General features: G+C 72.4%; 26 protein-coding genes. 18 read left to right on the top strand and 8 right to left on the bottom strand.

All coding sequences use genetic code 11. The annotated features are described in order from the left end of the window. Positions 1–93: 93 nt before the first annotated feature. The 8 genes from CP970_RS14895 to CP970_RS14860 all read left to right on the top strand — a co-directional run bounded on the left by CP970_RS14895 (position 94) and on the right by CP970_RS14860 (position 7,718). Positions 94–288 carry a hypothetical protein gene (locus tag CP970_RS14895; RefSeq protein ID WP_055548403.1) on the top strand — a complete coding sequence of 65 codons (195 nt, stop codon included), beginning with the start codon at positions 94–96 and terminating at the stop codon, positions 286–288. 31 nt (positions 289–319) lie between these two features. After that, the gene (gene mshB, locus CP970_RS14890) at positions 320–1,243 is read left to right on the top strand and encodes an N-acetyl-1-D-myo-inositol-2-amino-2-deoxy-alpha-D-glucopyranoside deacetylase (protein WP_055548376.1); all 924 of its coding nucleotides are present in this window, start codon (positions 320–322) and stop codon (positions 1,241–1,243) included. A 143-nt stretch (positions 1,244–1,386) separates the two neighbouring features. Next, positions 1,387–1,755 carry a DUF6113 family protein gene (locus CP970_RS14885; protein WP_055548401.1) on the top strand — a complete coding sequence of 123 codons (369 nt, stop codon included), beginning with the start codon at positions 1,387–1,389 and terminating at the stop codon, positions 1,753–1,755. A gap of 166 nt (positions 1,756–1,921) precedes the next feature. Further along, positions 1,922–4,075, top strand: coding sequence for a hypothetical protein (locus CP970_RS14880; protein WP_150493388.1), 2,154 nt, complete (start codon positions 1,922–1,924; stop codon positions 4,073–4,075). A gap of 94 nt (positions 4,076–4,169) precedes the next feature. Continuing rightward, positions 4,170–5,102, top strand: a complete 933-nt coding sequence (locus CP970_RS14875; RefSeq protein ID WP_055548059.1) for an ABC transporter ATP-binding protein — start codon at positions 4,170–4,172, stop codon at positions 5,100–5,102. Beyond that, positions 5,099–5,866 (top strand): ABC transporter permease, encoded by a 768-nt coding sequence (locus CP970_RS14870; protein ID WP_055548060.1) that lies wholly within the window; start codon positions 5,099–5,101, stop codon positions 5,864–5,866. The genes CP970_RS14875 and CP970_RS14870 overlap by 4 nt, the downstream gene beginning before the upstream one ends. After that, a complete protein-coding gene (locus CP970_RS14865; protein WP_055548062.1) occupies positions 5,863–7,059 on the top strand; it encodes a sensor histidine kinase in 1,197 nt (398 codons plus the stop codon). The genes CP970_RS14870 and CP970_RS14865 overlap by 4 nt, the downstream gene beginning before the upstream one ends. Then, positions 7,056–7,718, top strand: a complete 663-nt coding sequence (locus tag CP970_RS14860) for a response regulator transcription factor (RefSeq protein WP_055548064.1) — start codon at positions 7,056–7,058, stop codon at positions 7,716–7,718. Before CP970_RS14865 ends, CP970_RS14860 begins: the two co-directional genes overlap by 4 nt. A 30-nt stretch (positions 7,719–7,748) precedes the next feature. Here CP970_RS14860 and CP970_RS14855 read toward each other — a convergent pair whose 3' ends face one another. The 3 genes from CP970_RS14855 to CP970_RS14845 form a co-directional block, all read right to left on the bottom strand. Continuing rightward, positions 7,749–8,612: a transglutaminase family protein gene (locus CP970_RS14855; RefSeq protein ID WP_055548065.1), complete on the bottom strand. Its 864-nt coding sequence runs from the start codon at positions 8,610–8,612 to the stop codon at positions 7,749–7,751. 80 nt (positions 8,613–8,692) lie between these two features. Then, entirely contained in the window at positions 8,693–9,541 is an 849-nt protein-coding gene (locus tag CP970_RS14850) for a transglutaminase family protein (protein ID WP_055548066.1), read from the bottom strand. Positions 9,542–9,711: 170 nt separating this feature from the next. After that, positions 9,712–10,713 carry a GNAT family N-acetyltransferase gene (locus CP970_RS14845; RefSeq protein ID WP_055548068.1) on the bottom strand — a complete coding sequence of 334 codons (1,002 nt, stop codon included), beginning with the start codon at positions 10,711–10,713 and terminating at the stop codon, positions 9,712–9,714. A 143-nt stretch (positions 10,714–10,856) separates the two neighbouring features. On the opposite strand from CP970_RS14845, the gene fdxA reads away from it, so the two are divergent. Both fdxA and CP970_RS14835 read left to right on the top strand, forming a co-directional pair. Beyond that, the gene (gene fdxA / locus CP970_RS14840; protein WP_055548070.1) at positions 10,857–11,186 is read left to right on the top strand and encodes a ferredoxin; all 330 of its coding nucleotides are present in this window, start codon (positions 10,857–10,859) and stop codon (positions 11,184–11,186) included. Between the two features lie 126 nt (positions 11,187–11,312). Beyond that, the gene (locus CP970_RS14835) at positions 11,313–12,407 is read left to right on the top strand and encodes a bifunctional succinyldiaminopimelate transaminase/glutamate-prephenate aminotransferase (RefSeq protein ID WP_055548073.1); all 1,095 of its coding nucleotides are present in this window, start codon (positions 11,313–11,315) and stop codon (positions 12,405–12,407) included. An 81-nt stretch (positions 12,408–12,488) separates the two neighbouring features. On the opposite strand, the gene CP970_RS14830 is transcribed toward CP970_RS14835, so the two are convergent. Both CP970_RS14830 and CP970_RS14825 read right to left on the bottom strand, forming a co-directional pair. Further along, the gene (locus CP970_RS14830) at positions 12,489–12,932 is read right to left on the bottom strand and encodes a hypothetical protein (RefSeq protein WP_055548075.1); all 444 of its coding nucleotides are present in this window, start codon (positions 12,930–12,932) and stop codon (positions 12,489–12,491) included. Positions 12,933–13,257: 325 nt separating this feature from the next. Further along, positions 13,258–14,226 carry a hypothetical protein gene (locus tag CP970_RS14825; protein ID WP_063806097.1) on the bottom strand — a complete coding sequence of 323 codons (969 nt, stop codon included), beginning with the start codon at positions 14,224–14,226 and terminating at the stop codon, positions 13,258–13,260. A gap of 80 nt (positions 14,227–14,306) precedes the next feature. Between CP970_RS14825 and dapE the strand changes: the two genes are divergently transcribed. Both dapE and CP970_RS14815 read left to right on the top strand, forming a co-directional pair. After that, on the top strand, positions 14,307–15,386 hold the full coding sequence (dapE, locus tag CP970_RS14820; RefSeq protein WP_055548093.1) for a succinyl-diaminopimelate desuccinylase: 1,080 nt from the start codon (positions 14,307–14,309) through the stop codon (positions 15,384–15,386). 97 nt (positions 15,387–15,483) lie between these two features. Next, positions 15,484–16,242: an LOG family protein gene (locus tag CP970_RS14815; RefSeq protein ID WP_055548080.1), complete on the top strand. Its 759-nt coding sequence runs from the start codon at positions 15,484–15,486 to the stop codon at positions 16,240–16,242. Between the two features lie 233 nt (positions 16,243–16,475). Here CP970_RS14815 and folP read toward each other — a convergent pair whose 3' ends face one another. Continuing rightward, entirely contained in the window at positions 16,476–17,336 is an 861-nt protein-coding gene (gene folP / locus CP970_RS14810; protein ID WP_055548082.1) for a dihydropteroate synthase, read from the bottom strand. 124 nt (positions 17,337–17,460) lie between these two features. Here folP and CP970_RS14805 point away from each other — a divergent pair, with 124 nt between their 5' ends. Further along, on the top strand, positions 17,461–17,871 hold the full coding sequence (locus tag CP970_RS14805; protein ID WP_055548084.1) for a DivIVA domain-containing protein: 411 nt from the start codon (positions 17,461–17,463) through the stop codon (positions 17,869–17,871). Continuing rightward, positions 17,868–18,461, top strand: coding sequence for a DNA-3-methyladenine glycosylase I (locus CP970_RS14800; protein WP_055548086.1), 594 nt, complete (start codon positions 17,868–17,870; stop codon positions 18,459–18,461). The genes CP970_RS14805 and CP970_RS14800 overlap by 4 nt, the downstream gene beginning before the upstream one ends. A gap of 3 nt (positions 18,462–18,464) precedes the next feature. On the opposite strand, the gene chcB is transcribed toward CP970_RS14800, so the two are convergent. Beyond that, complete coding sequence (gene chcB, locus CP970_RS14795) at positions 18,465–19,265, bottom strand: 2-cyclohexenylcarbonyl CoA isomerase (protein ID WP_055548087.1); 801 nt, start codon at positions 19,263–19,265, stop codon at positions 18,465–18,467. Positions 19,266–19,305: 40 nt separating this feature from the next. Here chcB and CP970_RS14790 point away from each other — a divergent pair, with 40 nt between their 5' ends. Together CP970_RS14790 and CP970_RS14785 are read left to right on the top strand one after the other, a co-directional pair. Continuing rightward, positions 19,306–19,587, top strand: a complete 282-nt coding sequence (locus tag CP970_RS14790; RefSeq protein ID WP_150493386.1) for a hypothetical protein — start codon at positions 19,306–19,308, stop codon at positions 19,585–19,587. Then, positions 19,575–19,742, top strand: coding sequence for a DUF3117 domain-containing protein (locus tag CP970_RS14785; RefSeq protein ID WP_003966491.1), 168 nt, complete (start codon positions 19,575–19,577; stop codon positions 19,740–19,742). Before CP970_RS14790 ends, CP970_RS14785 begins: the two co-directional genes overlap by 13 nt. A 510-nt stretch (positions 19,743–20,252) precedes the next feature. On the opposite strand, the gene CP970_RS14780 is transcribed toward CP970_RS14785, so the two are convergent. Next, the gene (locus CP970_RS14780; protein WP_055548095.1) at positions 20,253–20,951 is read right to left on the bottom strand and encodes an O-methyltransferase; all 699 of its coding nucleotides are present in this window, start codon (positions 20,949–20,951) and stop codon (positions 20,253–20,255) included. 153 nt (positions 20,952–21,104) lie between these two features. On the opposite strand from CP970_RS14780, the gene sigE reads away from it, so the two are divergent. Both sigE and CP970_RS14770 read left to right on the top strand, forming a co-directional pair. Beyond that, a complete protein-coding gene (gene sigE, locus CP970_RS14775) occupies positions 21,105–21,878 on the top strand; it encodes an RNA polymerase sigma factor SigE (RefSeq protein WP_191094917.1) in 774 nt (257 codons plus the stop codon). Positions 21,879–21,967: 89 nt separating this feature from the next. Further along, entirely contained in the window at positions 21,968–22,876 is a 909-nt protein-coding gene (locus CP970_RS14770; protein WP_224059223.1) for an anti-sigma factor, read from the top strand. Positions 22,877–22,972: the final 96 nt, after the last annotated feature.

The following is a 22,972-nucleotide window of genomic DNA, read 5'->3' as shown; positions in this document are numbered from 1 at the left end:
ACACGGATAGTTATGATCCGTAGCGCTTGGTGGGTATGAACCTGCTGGCGTGCGTCCGCACTGGGTTACGGCAACGACTTGGAGGTGACCGCCGTGGCACTCTCGATTTCGGCGGTGGTGCTGCTGGCGATCATCGTTTTCCTGTTGGTCAAGAAGTCAGGACTCAAAGCCGGGCACGCGGTCGTGTGTACGCTGCTCGGCTTCTACCTGGCGAGCTCGTCGGTGGCGCCGACGATCAGCGAGCTGACGACGAACGTGGCGGGGATGATCGGCGACATCAAGTTCTGAGCCCTCCCCGCGGTGCTCGTAGGGTGGTCCCATGACGGAACTGCCCGCCCGGCGCCTGCTGCTCGTGCACGCGCACCCCGACGACGAGTCGATCACCACCGGCGCGACCATGGCCAGGTACGCGGCCGACGGCGCCCATGTCACGTTGGTGACCTGCACGCTCGGCGAGGAGGGCGAGGTCATCCCGGCCGAGCTCGCCCATCTCGCCGCCGACCGCGAGGACTCCCTGGGCGCCCGGCGCGTCGGGGAGCTCGCGGCCGCCATGCGGGAGCTGGGGGTCACCGACCACCGCTTCCTCGGCGGCACCGGGCGCTACCGCGACTCCGGGATGATGGGCGCCGAGCAGAACCACCGGGCGGGTGCCTTCTGGTCGGCCGACCTCGACGAGGCGGCCGCGTACCTCGTCGAGGTGATCCGCGAGGTGCGCCCGCAGGTCCTCGTGACGTACGACCCGGACGGCGGCTACGGCCACCCCGACCACATCCAGGCGCACCGCGTCGCGATGCGGGCCGCCGAGCTCGCCGCCGAGCCCGCCTTCCGCGCCGACCTCGGCGAGCCGCACACCATCGCCAAGATCTACTGGAACCGCGTCCCGCGCTCCGTCGCCGACGAGCGCTTCGCGGGCCTCGCGGACGCGCTGCGGTCCTCGCCCTTCACCACCCCGGCCGTCGTCGCGGACGTGCCGGGCGTCACCGACGACGAGCGCGTCACCACGGAGATCGACGGCACCGCCGTCAAGGCGGCCAAGGCGGCGGCGATGCGCGCCCACGCCACCCAGATCCAGGTCAGCGAGCCGCTCTTCATCCTCTCCAACGACCGCGCGCAGCCGATCTTCGAGGTGGAGTACTTCGAGCGGGTGCGGGGAGAAGTGCCGACAGGGGTCGGTGGTCGTGAGCGCGATCTGTTCGCCGGCCTCGAAAGGGTGACGGATGTGGCTGAGGTGACCGCGCTGTGAGTACGCGTTCTCGTGCGTCGTCGGGGGACGGCGCTCCCAAGCCCTCGAAGAATCCTTCCGGTTCTGGTTCCGCTTCCGCTTCCGGCTCCGGTTCGGGTGCCGCCGCTGCCGCGGTACCGGCGGGCAGCTTCCTCGCGCAGCCCCTGCGGTTGGGGCGACTCGCCGCCTACGCCGGGCTCTTCGTGCTCGGCGCCCTCGTCGGCGTGGCCGGGGCGCTGGTCCAAGGCGGCTTCTTCCCCGCCGGGTTGCTGCTCGGGCTCCTGGGCGCCGCCGGTGCCTTCTACGGGGGTGCGCGCGCGATCGGCACCAGAGCGGGTGCCGTGGCGCCCGCGGCGGGCTGGCTGGTCGCCGTCGTCCTGCTGACCGCCACCAGACCCGAAGGCGACTTCGTCTTCGCCGCGGGGCTCGGGTCCTACGGCTTCCTGCTCGGCGGCATGGCGGTGGCTGTGATGTGTGCCACGCTCGGCCGCCCGTCGCAACCGGGCGGCTCCGCCGCCCGACTTGGCAAGTGACGTACCAGTTCGGCCCGTGTCCCGCACGGGTTTGACGCCGGTCACAGGATGAGTGCCGACGGCGGCCAGTATGGTGGTGCGGCCGCCGAGCCTCCCCCACCTCCGGCCGGGGGGACCCCCTGCGAGAGGCCGAGACGGGCGGCGGAACCAACCGGGAGAACCTGCCTTGAGTCGTGAAACTGACAGTTCGTCCTCCGGGCCCCAGGGGCGCGGTGGAGCCGCATACCCCTCGGGGACGCCGCCGTACGGCTCCCCCGCGCAGGGCGCTGCCGCGGACGGCGGCGCGGACGGTGCGCGGCGGCAGGCCGCCGACGAGCGTCCTGACGAGCCCGAGACCCAGACCACACTGACCACGCGGATCCGGATCAACATCCCCGGATCGCGCCCCATCCCGCCGGTCGTCATGCGGACGCCCGTCGGCGACGGCGACGCCGTGCGCGCGGACGACGCGGACCGCCGTGAGCCCTCCGCGCCGGGTGCGCCGGGCGCTCTTGGTGCTTCTGGTGCGGGCGAGGCGGGCCAGGACCCGTCGGCCGGGGGCCCGCTGGCCTCTGGTGGCGCAGCGGGGGCGCGCCGCGCGGCCGGTGACTCCTTCGGTTCCGGTTCCGCCTTCGCCACGGGTGCGTCGCAGGCCACCTCCGGTGGTGCGGGCGGCGCCGCGGCCGAGGAGAAGACCAGCGACTGGTTCGCGCCGCGCAAGCCCGCGCCGGGCGCGGGTCCGTCGACCAACGGCGGCTCCCCGGGCGCCGGTTCGGGCGCGGGTTCGGGCGGTCCCGGCGCGAACGGCTCCGGTGCCTTCGACGTGTCCGGCGCGGTGGCCTCAGGGCCCCTCGGCGCCGGTGCCCCGCAGGGCGGCGACCCGACGCGCGGCGACCTGCCGTACTTCTCCGCGGGCACGGACGACTTCCGCGGCCAGGGCGCGCGCGGCCCCGCGGGGCCGACCAGCGGCCCGGTGACCGGCGACAGCCCGCTGACGCCGCCCACGCCCCCGAGCGGCCCCTCCGGCCCCGGCCAGGGCCCCGCCAACTCGGCGGGCAGGCCGCCCCGTTCCGGCGGCATGAGCGACGACACCGCGATCCTCACGCCGCAGAAGGCGGGACCCGTGTCGCCGCCGCCCGGCGGCCCGCGGCCGCCCGCCTCGGGCGGTCCTGACTCCCTGCCCGGCGGCCCCGGCGCGCCCACGCCGGGCGGCAACGTCTCCGGCGAGACGCTGACCAGCGGCATCCCCGTCGTACCGCCCGTCCAGGACAACTCCCCGTTCGCGCCGGGCGCGCAGGCGGACGGGCCGGTCGCGCACACCCCGCCGAAGCTGCCCGAGCCGGTCCGCTCGGACGTGCCGCCCGCCGCGCCCGCGCCGAAGAAGGCGAAGAAGAAGGGCCGCAGCAAGCTGGTCCTCCTCGTGGCCGCCGTGGTCGTCGTGGGCTGCGGGGCGTACGGCGCGGGGCTCTTGATGAACCACGCCGACGTACCGAAGGGCACCACGGTGCTCGGCGTCGACATCGGCGGCGGCACCCGCGACGAGGCCGTCAAGAAGCTCGACGCGGCGCTCGGCGAGCGCGTGACCAAGCCCCTGAAGCTGTCGGTGGCCGGCGCGCCGGCCACGCTCAAGCCGGACCAGTCGGGCCTGACCCTGGACAGCCAGTCGACCGTCCGCGAGGCCGCGGGCAGCGACTACAACCCCGTCTCGGTGGTCGGCTCGCTGTTCGGCGGCGAGCGGGTCGTCGAACCGGTCATGCCCGTCGACGAGGAGAAGCTGGCGGCCGCCCTGGAGCGCGCCGCGGGCGGCTCGGGCTCGGCGAAGGAGGGCACGGTCAAGTTCGTGCCCGGCAAGGCCGTCCCCGTCTACGGCAAGGTCGGCAAGGGCATCGACGCGAGCGCGTCCGCGAGCGCCGTCGCCCAGGCCTACAAGAAGCAGGTCGAGACCGGCAGCGCGGGCACCGTCCAGGTCCCGGTCACCACGCGCAAGCCGACGGTCTCCAAGGCCGAGGTCGACAAGTTCATGACCACCTTCGCCACGCCGGCCATGTCCGCCAACATCACGATCGCGGCGGGCGGCAAGACGATCCCGTTCGGCCCGACGAAGTCGCTGCCGAAGATCCTCGAGACGAAGGTCCTCAAGGACGGCACGCTCCAGGTGCGCTACAACCTCGCCGAGATCAAGAAGCTCTACGGCAACGTGTTCGACGGCGTACTGATCCAGCGCGGCAACGGCGACAAGACGCCGGTCCAGCCGACCGACGTGGCCCAGGCGATGGGCAAGGCGCTGGTCGGCAAGACGACCGCCGAGCGGACCGGCGTGATCCAGACGAACGCGAGCTAGCAGGGGCCGGACGACTCCGGCATGACAGATGTCATGCCGGAGTCACCACAGTCGACACTGCCGCCCCCACCTGCGCCTTCGCGACGATGGACGCATGACGACCACCACAGCGGCGCCCGGCGCCCCGGCCGTGCGCTTCGAGCAGGTGACCAAGAGCTACGGCGACGTGCGCGCCGTGGACGCCCTCACCCTCGACCTCCGCCCCGGCGAGACCGTGGCCCTGCTCGGACCGAACGGCGCGGGCAAGTCCTCCACCCTCGACCTGCTGCTCGGCCTGCGGCAGCCGGACAGCGGCACCGTGCGGGTCTTCGGCACGAGCCCGCGCGAGGCGATCACCGCGGGCCGGGTCGGCGCCATGCTGCAGAGCGGCGGCCTGATGGACGAGGTCACCGTCAAGGAACTGGTGCGGCTCGCCTGCGCGCTGCACCCGCGGCCCCACCGGGTGAGCGACGTGCTCGCCCACGCGGGCATCACACAGATCGCGGACCGCAAGGTCAACAAGCTCTCCGGCGGCCAGGAACAGCGGGTGCGCTTCGCGCTCGCCACGGCGGGCGAGAACGATCTGATCGTCCTGGACGAGCCGACCACCGGCATGGACGTCACCGCCCGCCAGGCGTTCTGGGCGACCATGCGCGACCAGGCCGAACAGGGCCGCGCCGTCCTCTTCGCCACGCACTACCTGGAGGAGGCCGACGCGATCGCCGACCGCGTCCTCGTCCTGCACCGCGGCCGCCTCCTCGCGGACGGCACCGCCGCCGAGATCAAGGCGAAGGCGGGCGCCCGCAAGGTCTCCTTCGACCTGGCGGCCATCGACGAGGCGCTCGCGGCCGAGCTGCGCGCGCTGCCGTTCCTGACCGCGCTCGACGTGTCGGGCCACACGGTCCGACTCCAGTCGACGGACGCCGACGCCACCGTGCACGCGCTGTACGGCCTCGGCGTCTACCCCCGCAATCTGGAGGTCGCCGGGCTCGGCCTCGAACAGGCCTTCGTGGCGATCACCGAGGCCGAGGAGGCCAGGACCCGATGACGAATCCGACGTACCCCTTCGCCTCGCGCGCGCTCGTCAAGCTGGAGATCACCCGCTCCCTGCGCAACCGCAAGTTCCTGTTCTTCTCGGTGATCTATCCGTCGCTGCTCTACCTGATCATCGCGGGCGGCCAGTCGGGCACGGAGAAGGTCGAGGGGACGGGCTTGAGCCTGCCCTCCCTCTTCATGGTGTCCATGGCGTCGTTCGGCGCCCTCACCGCCGTCCTCATGGGCAACAGCGAGCGCATCGCCAAGGAGCGCGAGAACGGCTGGGTGCGGCAGCTGCGCCTGACCTCGCTGCCCGGGCGCGGCTACGTCCTGGCCAAGACCGCGAGCGCGGCCGTGGTGAGCCTGCCGTCCATCGTCGTGGTCTTCGTGGTCGCCGCGGCCGTCAAGGACGTCCGCTTCGACGCCTGGCAGTGGTTGGCGCTCACCGGCGCGATCTGGGCGGGCAGCCTCTGCTTCGCCGCGCTCGGCGTGGCGATCGGCTACCTCGCCTCCGGTGACGCGGTGCGCCCGATCACGATGATCGTCTACTTCGGGCTCTCCGTGCTCGGCGGCCTGTGGATGCCGACGACGACCTTCCCCCAGTGGCTGCGGGACATCGCGTCCTGGCTGCCCACGCACGCGTACGCTGCCCTCGGGCAGGCCATCGAACTGGGCGACGCCCCGCACGCGAAGGACGTCACGCTGCTCGTCGCCTACTTCCTTCTCTTCGCGGGCGGCGCGGCGTGGCTGTACCGGAAGGACACACTGAAGGCGTGAGCGAGACAGACGCTGGGGGCAACGAGCTGCACCCCGTGTACACGTTCGGGCGGCCGACCCGGGGCCGCCGCCAGTTCCTGACGAAGGCCGCCTGGATCGGCGTCTGGCTGATCTTCCTGAGCTCCCCGATCACGGATCTGGCCGAGGGCCGCCACACGGCACTCGCCACGGTGTTCGGCTGGCTCGGCCTCACGGTCTTCGTGGTCTGCTATCTGGCCCTGGTCTTCCGCTACACCACCAGGATCCTCCGATGGCGCCCCGTCATCGGCTCGTTCGCGGCGCTCGTCGTCCTCGCCACGGTCCTCTCGTTCTGCTTCGGCGACCAGTGGCTCGGGCTCTTCGTGTACGTCGCGGTGTCCGCGGGAGCGGTCCTTCCGGTGGCGTACGCGATGTGGGTCATCCCCGGCGTCACCCTCCTGATGATCCTGGTGGGCCTGCGGGACGACGGCCTCGGCGACCTGATCGGCAGCCTCGGGGTGATCACCCTCCTGGTGGGCTTCGCGATGTCCGGCGTGCGCGAACTGATCCGTACGACGATCCAGCTCCGCCAGGCCCGCGCCACCGTCGCCCAGCTCGCCGCCAACGAGGAGCGGCTGCGGCTCGCCAGGGACCTGCACGACCTGCTCGGCCACTCGCTCTCGCTGATCACGCTCAAGAGCGAGCTGGCGGGGCGGATGCTGCCCACCGACCCCGACAAGGCCGCGCAGCAGGTCGCCGACATCGAACAGGTCAGCCGCCAGGCCCTGGTGGACGTGCGCGAGGCGGTCTCCGGCTACCGGCGGCGCACCCTGGCGGGCGAGCTCGCGGGGGCGCGCACGGCGCTCACCGCCGCGGGCGTCGAAGCCGACGTGCCCCTTGAGGCGCCCGCCGAACTGCCGGGCGAGGAGGGCGAGGCGGCGCTCGCGTGGGCGCTGCGGGAGGCCGTGACCAACGTCGTACGGCACAGTGGCGCCCGGCGCTGCACGGTGACGTTCACCGCCCGGCAGACGCTCGCGGGGCGGCGCCTGGAACTGTGCGTGGAGGACGACGGTTCGGGTGGCTCCGGCGCCGCGGCGGGCAATGGCCTCACGGGCCTCGCCGAGCGCGTCCAGGCCGTCGGCGGCGACCTGGAGAGGGGCCCCGCGGCCCGCCACGGCTTCCGTCTCACCGTCCGCGTGCCGCTCGCCGACGCGGCCGTAGGATCCCCCTCATGAGCAGCGTGAACAGCGGGAGCGGCACGGACGGCGACAGCGGTGCGGGTGGCGGCGTCATCAAGGTGCTGCTCGCCGAGGACCAGTCGATGGTCAGGGAGGCACTCGCCGCCCTGCTCGGTCTCGAACCGGACATCGAGGTCGTCGCCCAGGTGTCCCGCGGCGACGAGGTGCTCGCCGCGGCCCGCTCGCACGAGGTGCACGTGGCGCTGCTCGACATCGAGATGCCGGGCTGCACGGGCATCGAGGCGGCGGCCCAACTGCACGCCGAACTCCCTGGGTTGAAGGTGGTCATCCTCACCACGTTCGGGCGGCCCGGCTATCTGCGCAGCGCCATGGAGTCCGGCGCCGACGCGTTCCTGGTCAAGGACGCGCCCGCGGCCCAGCTCGCCGCCGCGGTGCGCAAGGTCCTGGCGGGGGAGCGGGTCATCGACCCGACGCTTGCGGCCGCGGCCCTCGCCGGGGGCGCGAACCCGCTCACCGACCGCGAGCGCGAGGTCCTTCGCGCGGCCGCCGACGGCGCCACCAACGCCGAACTGGCCAAGGACCTGCACCTCTCGCAGGGCACGGTCCGCAACTACCTCTCGACGGCGATCCAGAAGCTGGCCGTGCGCAACCGCGCCGAGGCGGTCAAGGTCGCGCGGGACAAGGGCTGGCTCTGAGCCGGGCCACCAACGCCCGCGCGTGACAGGTCAGTTCAGCATCGCCCGCGCCCCGTGCGCCTGCCGCCTGGCCCGGTCCGCAGTCGCCGCGTCCTCGGCGGCGACCGCGTCGGCGTAGGTGTCGAGCTCCCGCGCGCCCCTGAGGTAGTCCCCTCGCTGCACCAGGAGTTCGGCGCGTTCGTAGTGCAGCCGGGCGTTCGGCGCGGGCAGCAGCAGCGAGAGGTCGATCGCCCACAGGGAGACCTCGGAGCGTTCGGGCCGCGGCGCGGCCCAGGCGCGGACGTTGTTCAGGATCCGCCGGACGATGTCCAGGGTCCCCGCGGGCCGCAGCATCGACGGCACGAGCGGCGCCCCGGTGGCCGCGGCGACGAGCAGCGCCGCGTCCGTCGCGCTCAGCACGCGGCCGCCGGAGAAGGCGTCGGCGAGCACCTGGTCGTCGCCGCCGCCCTCGCCCCCGAAGCCGACCACGAAGTGCCCCGGCAGCGCCACGCCGTGCACGGGGGCGCCCGCGCGCCGCGCCACCTCCATCCAGAGCACCGAGAGCAGGATCGGCAGCCCTCTGCGGCGTCTGAGCACCTCGTGCAGGAGGGAGGACTCCAGGCGCTGGTACACGCCGGGTCCGCCCTTGAACCCGTAGCGCTGGCCCAGGAGTTCGGCCACGGCGAGGGCCCAGGAGCGGGGGTCTTCGGCGGCTCCGGTCCCGCGCGCGGACACGGCCTGTGCGACCTGTGCGGCAAGCCGGTCGAGCAGGCGCCGCGTCATGTCGAGGTCCGTCGTGTCGAGCGAGGGGTCGGCCTCCGTGCCGATCAGCAGGCAGAGCAGCGCGAGATCGGGCCGCTCGGACCCGGCCTCGTCCGCGAACAGGCGCCGCCACTGGGCGGTTCGGGGGTGCATACGTCCCTGGTGCCCGGTCGGGCCGATCGATACGTCCGTCCGGTGTCCGTCCTGGCTCAGTACGAAGGGTGGCGCGGGGGTCAGTTGAGCATCGCGCGGGCGGCCCGTGCCTGGTGCCTGACCCGCTCCGCGGTGGTCGGCTCGACCGTCGTCACCACATCGGCGTACTCGTCAAGGGCTTCCGCGCCGCCCAGGAAGTCACCGCGCTGTACGAGGAGTTGGGCTCGTTCGTAGCGCAGCCTGGCCGGGTGCGAGGGCAGCAGCAGGGACAGTTCGAGGGCCCACAGCGCGACGTCAGAACGCTCGGGGCGGGCGGCGGCCCAGGCGCGGATGTTGTTGAGGATGCGCTGGATGATGTTCAGCGGATCGGCGGGCGTCAGCATCGAGGGCTGGATCCCGCCGCCCGTCGTACCGGCCACCAGGAGCTCCGCGTCCGCGCCGGTCAGCAGCCGTCCGCCGTCGAACGGATCGGCGAGCACCTGCTCGTCCTTGGGGCCGAAGCCGACCACGAAATGGCCCGGAAGGCCCACGCCGTACACGGGGGCGCCCGCGCGCCGCGCCACCTCCATCCACACCACGGACAGCAGGATCGGCAGCCCCCTGCGGCGCCGCAGCACCTCGTGCAGGAGGGATGACTCCAGGCGCTGGTAGTCGCCCGGTGTCCCCTCGAACCCGCACTGCCCGCCGAGGAGTTCGGCGAGCGCGGCCGCCCACGCCCGGGGGCCGCCGGGTTCGAACGGCAACAGACCGGCGAGGCGGTCCAGTTCGATCTCGGCGGCGTCGATGCCCGCCTCGTCCAGGGTGGGATCCGCCTCCGCGCCGATCAGCAGGCACAGCGGCGCGAGACCGGGCCGTTCGGACCTTGCCTCTTCGGCGAACCGCCGCCGCCATTCGCCGGACTCCGCGTGCATACGTGCCTCGTGTCTCATGCCCTCGACGGGCGCTGTTTCCCGTGCCGTGCTCTCGTGCAGTGTGCTACGTGCCCACGTGCCGCCCGCGCGTGAGGTGTTACGCCCGGGGCCTCGCGTCCGCCGCGTTCCCGTTCGCGGCGTTCCCGTCCACCGTGTTCCCGTCCGCGTTCCCGTCCCGCCGGACCCGCTCAGGCGGCCCCGTACCGGTAGTGGTGGTACGCGTGATGCGCCGCGAAGCCCATCCCGTCGTACAGCGACCGCGCACCGTCGTTGTCATCCTCCACCTGCAGCCAGGCCGCCGACGCGCCCTCCGCGAGGGCCTGTCGGGACAGCGCGGTCATCACCGCGGTGGCCAGTCCCTGCCGCCGGTGCGCGGGGTCCACCTCGACCGCCATGAAACCGGCCCAGCGCCCGTCCACCACGCACCGCCCGATGGCGGCCGGGGAGTCACCGCTCCCGGGCACGGAAGCGAACCACACCGAGGGCCCGCTCGCCAGCACCTTGAGCACATGCGGTCCGGGAACGCCGAACCTCTTGTACCGCCGCAGCCACGCCTCGTCACAGGACCGGGAGAGTTCCACGCGCGCCACGTCCGCGTCCAGGTCCCCGACAGGGGCGAGCCCGCCGATGTGCAACCGGGCACTCACCTCGCGCTCCCAGCCGCGTGCCTCCAGATCGGCGCAGAGCAGCTCCTGGGTGCCCTCGGCGCCCGTCGCGGTCTGGACGTACGCGGGCAGCTCCCGGGCCGCGTACCAGTCGCGCACCCGCGTCAGGGCCTCGTCCAGGGGCCTGCCCGGATCGCCGAGCGGCAGCACCGAGTTGGCGCGCCGGGTGAACCCCGACGCCGCCCGCAGCTCCCACTCGCCGAGCCGCTCGCTCTCCACGGGCCGCCAGGCCCGCGCGCTGACCCGCGCCAGCTCCTCGTACGAGGCGGCGGGACCCCGCCTGCGGGCCGGAGCCGCGGGAACGACCTTCCCGGCGACGAGGGATCCCTCGTCGATCCTGACGCTCTCGCCGTCCCGTCGTGTGATGAGCACCACACCGTCGTTCCACGATGTGAGAACACCCACCGTGTCGGTGAACTTCCCGGCAGGCTCCAGGGCCCCGGTCACGCGTCGAACAGAGACGCGTTTACCCACGTCAGCAGGGGTGATTCGGACCTCAAGCCGTCCGCCCGCAGTGAATTCCACAGCTCTGTACGCCCCTCCTGTTCGGATCATGCCCGGGAACGGAGATACTAGGGGCGGGCATCGACGACGCCGCGCTCCCGCGCGCCAGGCGAGCGGAGCCTGAAGACGGCCCGCCAACGCCCGTATCGAGGAGGAACGACAGCGTGACCTACGTCATCGCGCAGCCTTGTGTCGACGTCAAGGACAAGGCGTGCATCGAGGAGTGCCCGGTCGACTGCATTTACGAGGGCTCCCGGTCCTTGTACATCCACCCGGACGAATGCGTCGACTGCGGAGCCTGCGAACCGGTCTGCCCGGTCGAGGCGATCTTCTACGAGGACGACACTCCTGAGGAGTGGAAGGACTACTACAAGGCGAACGTCGAGTTCTTCGACGAGCTCGGTTCGCCCGGTGGCGCGAGCAAGCTCGGTCTGATCGAGCGCGACCACGCCTTCATCGCCGCCCTGCCGCCGCAGAACCAGGACCAGGGCTAGCAGCGGCAATCTGAGCGCCGCCCCGGTCCCGTACGGCACACCGCCGTACGGGACCGGGGCATTTGCACAGCGTCGTACGCGACGTACAAGCGCCCTACGCACCACACGCATTACGGGAGTCACCACGTGTCCGTAGTCTCCGACCGCCTTCCCACCTTCCCCTGGGACAAGCTCGAGCCGTACAAGGCCACGGCGGCCGCCCACCCCGGCGGCATCGTCGACCTGTCGGTGGGCACCCCGGTCGACCCGGTGCCCGAGCTCATCCAGAAAGCACTGGTCGCGGCCGCGGACTCGCCGGGCTATCCGACGGTGTGGGGCACCACCGAGCTGCGCGACGCGATCACCGGCTGGTGCGAACGGCGCCTAGGCGCACGGGACATCACCCACCGCAACGTCCTGCCGGTCGTGGGCTCCAAGGAACTGGTGGCCTGGCTCCCGACGCAGCTGGGCCTCGGCCCGGGCGACGTGGTCGCCTACCCGCGGCTCGCCTACCCGACGTACGAGGTGGGGGCGCGCCTCGCCCGCGCGGAGTACGTCGCCTACGACGACCCGACCCAGCTGGACCCCACCGGCCTCAAGCTCCTCTGGCTCAACTCGCCCTCCAACCCCACCGGCCGCGTCCTGTCCAAGGACGAGCTGACCCGCACGGTCGCCTGGGCGCGCGAGCACGGCGTGCTGCTCGTCAGCGACGAGTGCTACCTGGAGCTCGGCTGGGAGGCGGCGCCGGTCTCGGTGCTGCACCCGGACGTGTGCGGCGGTTCGTACGAGGGGATCGTGGCCGTCCACTCGCTCTCCAAGCGGTCCAACCTGGCGGGCTACCGCGCGGCGTTCATCGCCGGTGACGCGGGCGTGCTCGGCGATCTGCTGCAGATCCGCAAGCACGGCGGCATGATGACGTCCGCGCCGACGCAGGCGGCGGTCGTCGCGGCGCTCGGCGACGACGAGCACGTGCACGCGCAGCGCGAGCGGTACGCGGCCCGGCGCGCGTCCCTGCGCGACGCGCTCCTGAAGCACGGCTTCCGCATCGAGCACAGCGAGGCGAGCCTCTACCTGTGGGCGACCCGCGACGAGTCCTGCTGGGAGACCGTCGGGCACCTCGCGCGGCTCGGCATCCTCGTGGCGCCCGGCGACTTCTACGGGCCCGCGGGCGAGAGCTTCGTGCGCGTGGCCCTGACGGCGACGGACGAGCGCGTGGCGGAGGCGGTCGCGCGGCTGGCCTGAGGCGCGCGCCTGTGGGCATGGGAAGGGCCCGGAGCCATCGGCTCCGGGCCCTTCCCGCGTCCGTACGCGTGCGTGCGGGGACTAGCCGAGGGGCAGACCCTTGAGCGGCAGCTGGTCGGTGGGCAGACCGCCCTTGGTGACCGCGTCGGTGGGCAGGCCGCCGTCGGTGGCCGTGCCCGCCGTGTCGCCGAGCACCTCGCCCGCGCTGCCCGCGACGTCACCGGCGGCCTTCTGCGCGGCCGGGGTCGTGGTCTTGGCGCCCTTGCCGACGGCCTTGCCCGCGGTCGGAACGGCCTTCTTGACGGCCTTGCTGCCGGTCTCACCGGCGAGGTTGCTGGCGTTCTGGGTGGCGCCGTCGACGGTGTTGCCCAGGTTGGCACCGTCCAGGGCGGTGAGACCGCCCAGGTCGGGGGCGGCCGGGAGGGCCGCGGCGCTTGCGGAGCCGGCCGCACCGACCGCGGCAGCTGCACCGGCTGCGCCGAGCAGCGCGGCACGGGCGATCCGGCGGGTCAGGGGGAGGGACATGATGCTCCTTCAGACGGGAGAGAACGTTGGGTTGTCCGGCCGGTTCTGCTCCGGCTGCCCGCCGGATGGGTTCCGGCGATCGGACGCAGTGACTACCGCTCGAAGTCCGCGAAGGTTGCGGTGGCCCAACGTAAAGAGTTGGTAATGCGTCGCATTATCGGCTGCGGATAAAAACGGGCAAACGCCCTGCGCTCCGAATCGGCGCGGAATCCTTAATCCCCTTTGTTCTCAAGGGATTTGGGGGGTACGGGGGAGGGGCGGGGTGAATCCGGGAGAGGTGTCGGTGTCGGATGATCGCCGTGCCCCGATCGAGTGACCCGCCGTACTACTGCCCAGTGACGATTCGGACTTCGGCCGTGTCCCGCGCGGGCCCCGCGGCGCCGTTTCCGCGGTCTTTCGCGGTCCTGTGCCACTGCCCGGCGCCGTCCCCGGAGCCCCCCGAACCTCCTGAACCCCCTGAGTCCCCGCCGTCCCTCGCGCGCCACTCGCGTCCCGCGTAGGAGACCCGCTCGATGCCAAGCGCGGAGGACTGGGCCACCGCCCAGTGCGCCAGCTCCCAGCCGCGCGCGGGGGCGCCGCCGTCCGCCGCCGTCGTCGCCGCCGATGCCACCGGCACGGAGACCGTGCGGCCCCCGGTGTCGGCAGGGCGCACCGCGCGGCCGAAGTCGCGGACCAGCGCGGCCCGCACCTTCGCCGCACCGCCCGGATCCGGTCCCGGCCTGCCCTCGCAGCTGAGGGTGGCGGGCGCACGGCCGGTCAGCGCGGCGGCCAGCAGCGCCGCGTCCGGCTCGTGCTTGGCGTACGCCTGCGGATAGCCGCTGCGCTGCACGCGCTGCGCGGCGACCGTGAGGGGCAGCCGTGAGTAGCCGGGGACTTCGGCGAGATGGGCGTAGAAGCGGGCCGACGCGTACGCCGGGTCCATGATCTGCCGCTCGTCGCCCCAGCCCTGCGAGGGCCGCTGCTGGAAGAGGCCGAGCGAATCGCGGTCGCCGCGGCCGAGGTTGTGGAGGCCCGACTCCTGCAGCGCGGTCGCCAGGGCGATGGTCACCGCCCGCTCGGGCATGCCGCGCGAGGTGCCGACCACGGCGACCGTCGAGGCGTTGCGCGCCTGCTCGGCCGTGAACGTGTACGAAGCGCCGTCGCCGTTGCCCGACACCACCGTGCACCGCGGCTCCGGCTTGCCCCCGTACACGTACTGCACCGCCACATAAGCCGCGACGGCGAGCAGCACGGCGAGCGCGGTCCCGAGGCGCGCGGGACGGCCGCGCCGGAGGGGAGTGGGGGGCTCAGGCACGCGTCCAAGGTACTGGAGTTCCGGGAGGTGCCGGAGTCCGGCGAGCGGTCGCGGGGGCCTGTGGAGTTAGGGTCGTGAGCATGACCGATACGCCGCTTGACCTCACGTTGGACGCCGCGGAGCTGACCGCGAGGCTGGTCGACTTCCCGTCCCCGAGCGGGTCCGAGAAGGGGCTCGCCGACGCCATCGAGACGGCGCTGCGCGCCCTGCCGCACCTCACCGTCGACCGGCACGGCAACAACGTGGTGGCCCGTACGAACCTGGGCCGCGCGGAGCGGGTCATCCTCGCCGGGCACATCGACACGGTGCCGATCGCGGACAACGTGCCCTCGCGCCTGGACGACGACGGCATCCTGTGGGGCTGCGGCACCTGCGACATGAAGTCGGGCGTCGCCGTCCAGCTGCGCATCGCGCAGACGGTGACCGAGCCCAACCGCGACCTCACCTTCGTCTTCTACGACAACGAAGAGGTGGCCGCGCACCTGAACGGCCTCGGGCACGTCGCCGAGGCCCACCCCGACTGGCTCGCCGGTGACTTCGCGATCCTCCTGGAGCCGACCGACGGCCTGGTCGAGGGCGGCTGCCAGGGCACGCTGCGGGTGCTCCTGAAGACCAAGGGCGAGCGGGCGCACTCCGCGCGCGCGTGGATGGGCTCCAACGCCATCCACGCCGCGACGCCGATCCTGACGAAGCTCGCCGCGTACGAGCCCCGCAAGCCGGTCGTGGAGGGCCTCCAGTTCCACGAGGGGCTCAACGCCGTCCGCATCGAGGGCGGCGTCGCCACCAACGTGATCCCCGACGAGTGCACCGTCACCGTCAACTTCCGCTACGCCCCTGACCGCAGCGAGGAGGAGGCACTCGCCTTCGTGCGCGACTACTTCGCGGACTGCGGCGTCGAGGAGTTCATCGTCGACGACCACACGGGCGCGGCCCGCCCCGGTCTGACCCACCCGGGCGCCGCCGCCTTCGTGGCGGCGGTCGGCGGCGAGGCCCGCCCCAAGTTCGGCTGGACGGACGTGGCGCGCTTCAGCAGGCTCGGCGTGCCCGCGGTCAACTACAGCCCCGGCAACCCGCTGCTCGCCCACAAGGTCGACGAGCGCGTCGAGGCGAAGCGGATTCCGGAGGCGGAGGAGCGGCTGCGCGGCTGGCTGACGGCCTGACACGGATGGGGCTGCTGAACCGGACATCCCGACGTCCCTCGGCCGTAACCCGCGTAGACCTACGCTGTGATTCACGCACGCATGGAGGGAGCAGACGATGAGCAACCCTGAGGGCACCGAGGGCAGGAAGCGTCCCGAGGAGCAGCGGCTCGGCCCGGTGCTGCGGCGCCGCGACCAGGTCCAGCCCGGCACCACCGACCAGCGTCTCCTCGACTCCGACGGGCCTTCCGAGTGGGTGCACACGGACCCCTGGAGAGTCCTGCGCATCCAGTCCGAGTTCATCGAGGGCTTCGGCACGCTCGCCGAACTCCCGCCCGCGATCAGCGTGTTCGGCTCGGCGCGCACCGCGGAGGACTCGCCCGAGTACGCGGCGGGCGTCGAGATCGGCAAGGCGCTCGTGGAGGCGGGCTTCGCGGTGATCACGGGCGGCGGGCCCGGCGCCATGCAGGCCGCGAACCAGGGCGCGGTCGAGGCCAAGGGCATGTCCGTCGGTCTCGGCATCGAGCTGCCGTTCGAGCAGGGCCTCAACCAGTACGTCGACATCGGCGTGAACTTCCGCTACTTCTTCGTCCGCAAGACGATGTTCGTGAAGTACGCGCAGGGGTTCGTGGTCCTGCCCGGCGGCCTCGGCACCCTGGACGAACTCTTCGAAGCGCTCACCCTCGTACAGACCCGCAAGGTCACGCGCTTCCCGATCGTCCTGTTCGGGTCGGCGTACTGGAACGGCCTGATCGACTGGCTGAAGAACACGGTCATCGCCCAGGGCAAGGCGTCGGAGGCGGACCTGCTCCTCTTCCACGTCACGGACGACGTGGACGAGGCGATCTCCCTGGTCACCAAGGAAGTCGGGAAGTAACGTCCCGCGCGCGGGACGTGCGGCTACCTCCCGACGGCAACTGCCGGGAGGAGCCGCGCCCCGAAGGGGCGCGGGGCCGTGAGACATGCGGCTCCGCCGCGTGGGCGCGACCAGCCACGACGCACCCGCAGGTGTGGCCCATACTTCCAGCGGAGCGCTTGGCGCTGGGGCGCCTCTCGGGCTTCGCACGGTTGTGCCGGATTCCGTCCCGGCCGCGGTGGATCGCGGCGCTTTCAGGCGAGTCCGCGCCGCGCGACGGCGGGTGCCCGGTGCCCCGCGATCGTCGCCACCATGTCCAGGACCTGGCGGGTCTCGGCGACCTCGTGCACGCGGTAGACCTGCGCGCCCAGCCACGCCGAGACCGCCGTCGTCGCCAGTGTGCCGATGACGCGCTCCTTGACCGGCTTGTCGAGGGTCTCGCCCACGAAGTCCTTGTTGGACAGCGAGACCAGGACCGGCCAGCCCGTCTCCGTCATCTCGCCGAGCCTGCGGGTGGCCTCCAGGCTGTGCCGGGTGTTCTTGCCGAAGTCGTGCCCCGGGTCGATCAGCACGGACTCGCGCGGAACGCCCAGCTCCACCGCGCGCTCGGCCAGGCCGACCGTCACGCGCAGGATGTCGGCCATCACGTCGTCGTACGTGATCCGGTGCGGCCTCGTCCGCGGCTCCGCGCCGCCCGCGTGCGTGCACACAAGGCCCGCCCCGTACCGCGCCGCGACCTCCGCGAGCTTCGGGTCGACCCCGCCCCAGGCGTCGTTGAGCACATCGGCGCCCGCCTCGCAGACCGCCTCGCCCACGTCGTGCCGCCAGGTGTCGACGCTGATCACCACGTCCGGGAACCGCCTGCGCACCTCCGCGACGAAGCCGACCGTGCGGCGCGCCTCCTCCTGCGCGGTCACCTCCTCGCCGGGGCCCGCCTTGACCCCGCCGATGTCGATGATCGCGGCGCCCTCGGCCACCGCCTGTTCCACCCGGGCCAGCGCGGGCTCGTCGCGGAACGTGGCTCCCTGGTCGTAGAAGGAATCCGGGGTCCGGTTGACGATCGCCATGATCACCGGCTCGTGCGCGTCGAACTCGCGCCTGCCAAGCCTGAGCATCCCCTGTGATCCTCCTGGGTCCTTGTCGCACTGCGGCCGCCTGCGACCTTAACTGTCAGTGCCGCATGGCACGATCGGACCCTGACAGTTTCAGCACGGGCACGTCGAGCGTGGGGGCCTGAAGATGGTCTTGTTCTTGTTCCTGGTCATCGCCCTGGTGGTGGTGGTCGGCGCGGTGACGCTCGCCGTGGTCGGCGGCGGCGAGAGCGGTGCGCTGCCCGATGCCGCGCCCGAGCGGTTCACCGACCCGCTCCCCGAGGACCGCCCGCTGCGCCGCGCCGACGTGGACGAGGTGCGCTTCCCGCTGACACTGCGCGGTTACCACATGGGCGAGGTGGACGAGGTGCTCGGCCGCCTCGGCGCCGAGCTGGCCGAGCGGGACGCCCGCATCGCCGAGCTGGAGGCGGCCCTCGCCGGGGCGCAGGCCACCGCGGTCGGCGGCAAGGACCTCTTCGACGGGTACGAACCGCGCACGGCGGCCGAACCGGCCGAGCAGCGGCAGGACGAGCAGCGGCAGACAGGGGACGACCAGTGAGCACGAGCGACGCCGTCGCGGGACCCGACGGGGGCCTGCGCTGCCCCTGGGGCCTGTCCACCGAGGACTACGTGGCGTACCACGACGACGAATGGGGCCGCCCGGTCCACGGCGACGACGCGCTGTACGAGCGGCTCTGCCTGGAGGCGTTCCAGTCGGGCCTGTCGTGGATCACGATCCTGCGGCGCCGCGAGGGCTTCCGCACCGCCTTCGCCGACTTCGAGATCGCCTCGGTCGCGAAGTTCACGGACGCGGACAGCGAGCGGCTGCTCGCCGACCCGGGGATCATCCGCAACCGCGCCAAGATCGAGGCCACCCTCGCCAACGCGCGCGTGCTCGCCGACTGGTCCGACGGCGAACTGGACTCCCTGATCTGGTCGTTCGCCCCCGACGCCGCCTCCCGCAAGGCGCCGAGGACGCTCTCCGACGTGCCCGCGATCACCGACGAGTCCACGGCCCTGTCCAAGGCCCTCAAGAAGCGCGGCATCCGCTTCGTCGGACCCACCACGGCGTACGCCCTGATGCAGGCCTGCGGCCTGGTCAACGACCACCTCGCGGACTGCGTGGCCCGCGAGGCGGCGGCGGGCTGACCGTCAGCGCCCGAGGTACGTGGGCTTCTCCTTCGCGATGAAGGCCCGCACGGCGATCGTGTGGTCCTCGGACTGCCCCGCCTTCGCCTGGAGCTCGTCCTCCTTGTCGAGGGCCTCGTCCAGGGTGTGGCCCGAGGCATAGGCCAGGGACTGCTTGAGGGCCCCGTAGGCGAGCGTCGGGCCCTCGGCCAGGGTGCGGGCCACCCTGGCGGCCTCCTCGGCCAGCTCGGCGGCGGGTACGACCTTGTTGGCGATGCCCAGGTCGTACGCCTCCTGCGCGCTGATGTTGCGCGGGAACAGCAGCAGATCGGCGGCCCTGCCGGGGCCGATCACCCGCGGCAGCGTCCAGGAGACACCCGAGTCCGCGGTCAGCGCGACCCCGGCGAAGGAGGTGTTGAACTTCGCGTTGTCCGCGACGACGCGATAGTCGGCGGCGAGGGCGAAACCGAACCCCGCGCCGGCCGCGACGCCGTTGACCCCCGCCACCACGGGCTTCGGCATCCCGGCGAGGGCCCGCACGATCGGGTTGTAGTGCTCCTTGACGGTGGTCATCGTCTGCCCGCTGCCCGCCTCGCGGTCGGCCATCAGGGACCCGATGTGCTCCTTGAGGTCCTGGCCCACGCAGAAGGCGCGCCCGGTCGCGGTGAGCAGTACGGCGCGCACGGCGTCGTCGTCGGCGGCGGCCCGCGCGGCGTCGCGCAGGGCGACCTTGGCCTCGGTGTTCATCGCGTTCATCGCGTCGGGGCGATTGATCGTGATCGTCGCGAGTCCGCCGCTCACCTCGTAGAGCACGCTGTCCGACATGGTGGTCCCCTCCGCTGGTCCAGTACGTAGTGAGGTCAGCATGACGGAGATCATCGGGCTCCGGTACGAGGCCGGAGATGTGACCTGCGTCAAAGAAATCCGGGTCCCTGAGGCGTACGAGGCGGCGAAGTATCGCAGCCACATCGCCGAATTGGGTGGTTTTGCGGGCGCGCGTTGCGCAAGCGATGCCGACCGATGTTGGTCATCGGGTCCCGCCATGCGGGATAATGGCCTGGAAGCAATGTGTTCGATGCCGGTGACACCTGGGTTGTCGGCTGCGATGAGCTGGTTTCAGGAAGGGGAACGAGCATGGCGGCCATGAAGCCGCGGACGGGCGACGGCCCGCTCGAGGTGACCAAGGAGGGGCGGGGCATCGTCATGCGCGTTCCGCTCGAAGGCGGCGGACGACTTGTCGTCGAACTGACTCCGGACGAGGCCGACGCACTCGGCGACGCCCTGAAGAAGGTCGTCGGCTGACGCGGAAGCGCGCCCAAACTTTTCACTGCCCCGGCATCGCGTGACGATGCCGGGGCAGAGTGGTTCCTGGCGGGGGCCACGGCTGCGGGGGATGCTGTTAGGGGCGCGGGGAACTGCGCGAAACCCCGTGGGGCGTGCGGGTAGCGGCTGCGTGGGCCCCGTCGCGGAGGTGTCTTGAGGGGCGCGGGCAACGGCCGCGTGACCCTGTTGCGGGGGATGCTGTTAGGGGCGCGGGGAACCCCGTGGGGCGTGCGGGTAGCGGCTGCGTGGGCCCCGTCGCGGAGGTGTCTTGAGGGGCGCGGGCAACGGCCGCGTGGCCCCGTTGCGGGGGATGCTGTTAGGGGCGCGGGGAACTGCGCGAAACCCCGTGGGGCGTGCGCGTAACGACTACATGGGCCCCGTCGCGGGGGTCTTTTGGGGGCGCGGGGAACTGCGCGAAACCCCGTGGGGCATGCGCGCAGCGGCTACGTGGCCCCCGTCACCGGAAGAACCGCTCAAGCCAGCACAGCGCTACCGTTTGACCGCACAGAGCAACCCGTCCCCCACCGGCACCAACGACGGCACCAGATCCCCGCTCTCCCGCACCGTCCGCAAAAGATCCCGCAGCCGAAGCACCTCCACCGGCTGCGGCCCCGAGTCCACCGTCCTGCCGTCGGCGAAGACGCCCTCGAAGCAGACGAGCCCACCGGGCCGCAGCAGGCGCAACGATTCAGCGAGGTATTCGAGGGACTCCGTGCGGTCGCCGTCGCAGAAGACGAGGTCGTACCCGCCGTCCGCGAGGCGCGGCAGGACGTCGAGGGCGCGCCCCGGGATGAACCGGGCGCGGTTGCCCGCGAACCCGGCCGCGCGGAAGGCCTGGCGGGCGAACTGCTGGCGGTCCGGCTCGGGATCGACCGTGGTCAGTACGCCGTCCGGCCGCATGCCGTGCAGCAGGTGGATCCCCGACACTCCGGTCCCGGTACCGATTTCGGCCACCGCTTTCGCGTCAGCGGTGGCGGCGAGCATCCGCAGCGCGGCGCCGGTGCCGGGCGACACCGAGGACAGCCCTGTCTCCCGGGCCCGGTCCCGGGCCCAGCGCAGCGCCTCGTCCTCGGCGACAAAGGCGTCGGCGAACGCCCAGCTCGTCTGCCGGTTGCCGGTAATGGCCCTCTCCTGTCCCCGTGGTTGCCTGGCCGTGACTGTATCCGTTGGGGCCGGGAACCCGCAGATGGGACCGGGCGTTATGAGGGGGTGGGAGCGCAACGGGGGTAACGGATGGATCAAGACTGGAAGCGGGCGCGTCGAAGGGGCAGGACACCTACGCGGAAGCCCGTACCAAATTCACGTAAAAACGCTTATCCGGAGCTAACGGGCGAGGTGGTTATGGTAGGGGCTCCACTGGACACCACCAGAGCCGATAGGGGAGGTGCGGCTGCGTCCGCGGATCGGGGAGGAGCGCTCCGGCGTTTTCTCAGGTTGGCGGGTGAGCCGAAATCCGTGACCAACACCGCTGACCGATTCCGTGCCAACGACTCCGCTCAGACCGCGACCTTTGCCGCTGACGCGGATGCGCAGGCGTGGACTCCGCCCACCTGGGAGGAGATCGTCAGCACGCACAGCGGCCGCGTCTACCGCCTGGCGTATCGCCTGACCGGCAACCAGCACGACGCCGAGGACCTCACGCAAGAGGTCTTCGTCCGTGTCTTCCGGTCCCTTTCGACCTACACGCCCGGCACCTTCGAGGGCTGGCTGCACCGGATCACCACCAACCTCTTCCTGGACATGGTGCGCCGCAAGCAGCGCATCCGCTTCGACGCGCTCGGGGACGACGCGGCCGAGCGGCTGCCCAGCCGCGAGCCGTCGCCCCAGCAGGTCTTCAACGACACGCACTTCGACGCGGACGTCCAGCAGGCGCTCGACACCCTCGCGCCCGAGTTCCGTGCCGCCGTGGTGCTCTGCGACATCGAGGGCCTTTCGTACGAGGAGATCGCCGCGACCCTCGGCGTCAAGCTGGGTACGGTCCGCAGCCGTATCCACCGTGGCCGTTCGCAGCTGCGCAAGGCGCTCCAGCACCGGTCGCCCGAGGCCCGCGCCGAGCGCCGCTCGCTCGCGGTGACGGGGGCCGTGGTGCCGGGAGGAGGGGGCGCGACCGCGTGAGTGGATCACGGTCGAATCCTGCCGAACGGCATCTAGCCGAGGCCGAGCAGCATCTGGGGGACCGACTCGCCGCCCTGGTGGACGGCGAGTTGGGCCATGACGCGCGCGAGCGCGTCCTCGCACATCTGGCGACCTGTCCGATGTGCAAGACCGAGGCCGACGCCCAGCGTCGGCTGAAGAACGTCTTCGCGCAGGCGGCGCCGCCGCCGCCGACCGAGAGCTTCCTGGCCAGGCTGCAAGGTCTTCCAGGAGGCGGCATCGAGCCCCCCGGACCCCCCGGACCCCCCGGGGACGGGTTCGCCACCGGGGCGACCGGATCGGCCGGACTGCCCCGGTCCGGCGTCTTCGGCGTGAGCACGGAGTCCTTCGTGGGGTACGTGCCGTCCGGCGCCCACGCCGCGGTGCTCCCCAGCGAGCAGCGGGGCTTCCGCATCCATGAGGTTCGCAGGCCCGAGCCCGAGCGCTCGGCCTGGCGCGGGCGCCGGTTCGCGTTCGCGGCCGCGGGTGCGGTGTCGCTGGCCGCGATAGCGCTGGGTGGCGTCACGGCGGTCGCGCCCGTCGACGTGAGCGACTCCCGCGCGGGCGGCTCCGGCAGCAACAGCAACGTGACTCCGCAGCGCACCCAGGGCTCGGGCCCCGCGGCGACGTCGGACTCCACGCGACGCCGCGGCGGCGGCAATCCGCTGTCGGTGCAGGGCAGGCGCCCCGGCGCCCTGGAGGCGCCCGTCGCGCCGACCGAGGTGACCGGGCCCCTGCTGCCCGGCGCGCCCGCGCGGCCCCTGCGCCAACAGGACCCGGTGTACGCGTTGACCGCGCCGCTGGTGGGCGGTGCCACCGCGATGTCCCCGTTGATACACCCGCCGTCCCCGGACCGTCGGGTCGCGGAGACCCAGGATTCCGAACTGCCGGGTGCGGGGGGCTCCGTGGGGCCGCTGGGGACCGAGTCGTTCAGTGCCGCCACGTCGGCGCCGCTGAAGGGAACGTCGCAGCTGCGCTGACGTGACGTCGCCCTGCGCTCCGGCGGGCGAACCTGGTTGAATCCTCGGTGGGCCGTGCTTGCCGGGGGACTCGGCGGGCGCGGGGTTGAGTACCTA

It is taken from the genome of Streptomyces kanamyceticus, from assembly GCF_008704495.1.
In the GTDB taxonomy this organism is placed as follows: domain Bacteria; phylum Actinomycetota; class Actinomycetes; order Streptomycetales; family Streptomycetaceae; genus Streptomyces; species Streptomyces kanamyceticus.
This window is presented reverse-complemented; position numbering and strand designations above follow the sequence as displayed.

Excerpts from the sequence above, each read along its gene's own strand:
- CP970_RS14855 (WP_055548065.1), bottom strand. The coding sequence starts at position 8,612 with ATGCACCCCCGAACCGCCCAGTGGCGGCGCCTGTTCGCGGACGAGGCC.
- dapE (WP_055548093.1), top strand. The coding sequence starts at position 14,307 with ATGACCGATACGCCGCTTGACCTCACGTTGGACGCCGCGGAGCTGACC.
- CP970_RS14830 (WP_055548075.1), bottom strand. The coding sequence starts at position 12,932 with ATGTCCCTCCCCCTGACCCGCCGGATCGCCCGTGCCGCGCTGCTCGGC.
- chcB (WP_055548087.1), bottom strand. The coding sequence starts at position 19,265 with ATGTCGGACAGCGTGCTCTACGAGGTGAGCGGCGGACTCGCGACGATC.
- mshB (WP_055548376.1), top strand. The coding sequence starts at position 320 with ATGACGGAACTGCCCGCCCGGCGCCTGCTGCTCGTGCACGCGCACCCC.
- folP (WP_055548082.1), bottom strand. The coding sequence starts at position 17,336 with ATGCTCAGGCTTGGCAGGCGCGAGTTCGACGCGCACGAGCCGGTGATC.
- CP970_RS14790 (WP_150493386.1), top strand. The coding sequence starts at position 19,306 with ATGACGGAGATCATCGGGCTCCGGTACGAGGCCGGAGATGTGACCTGC.
- CP970_RS14870 (WP_055548060.1), top strand. The coding sequence starts at position 5,099 with ATGACGAATCCGACGTACCCCTTCGCCTCGCGCGCGCTCGTCAAGCTG.
- CP970_RS14850 (WP_055548066.1), bottom strand. The coding sequence starts at position 9,541 with ATGAGACACGAGGCACGTATGCACGCGGAGTCCGGCGAATGGCGGCGG.
- CP970_RS14805 (WP_055548084.1), top strand. The coding sequence starts at position 17,461 with ATGGTCTTGTTCTTGTTCCTGGTCATCGCCCTGGTGGTGGTGGTCGGC.
- CP970_RS14815 (WP_055548080.1), top strand. The coding sequence starts at position 15,484 with ATGAGCAACCCTGAGGGCACCGAGGGCAGGAAGCGTCCCGAGGAGCAG.
- sigE (WP_191094917.1), top strand. The coding sequence starts at position 21,105 with ATGGTAGGGGCTCCACTGGACACCACCAGAGCCGATAGGGGAGGTGCG.
- CP970_RS14785 (WP_003966491.1), top strand. The coding sequence starts at position 19,575 with ATGGCGGCCATGAAGCCGCGGACGGGCGACGGCCCGCTCGAGGTGACC.
- CP970_RS14875 (WP_055548059.1), top strand. The coding sequence starts at position 4,170 with ATGACGACCACCACAGCGGCGCCCGGCGCCCCGGCCGTGCGCTTCGAG.
- CP970_RS14860 (WP_055548064.1), top strand. The coding sequence starts at position 7,056 with ATGAGCAGCGTGAACAGCGGGAGCGGCACGGACGGCGACAGCGGTGCG.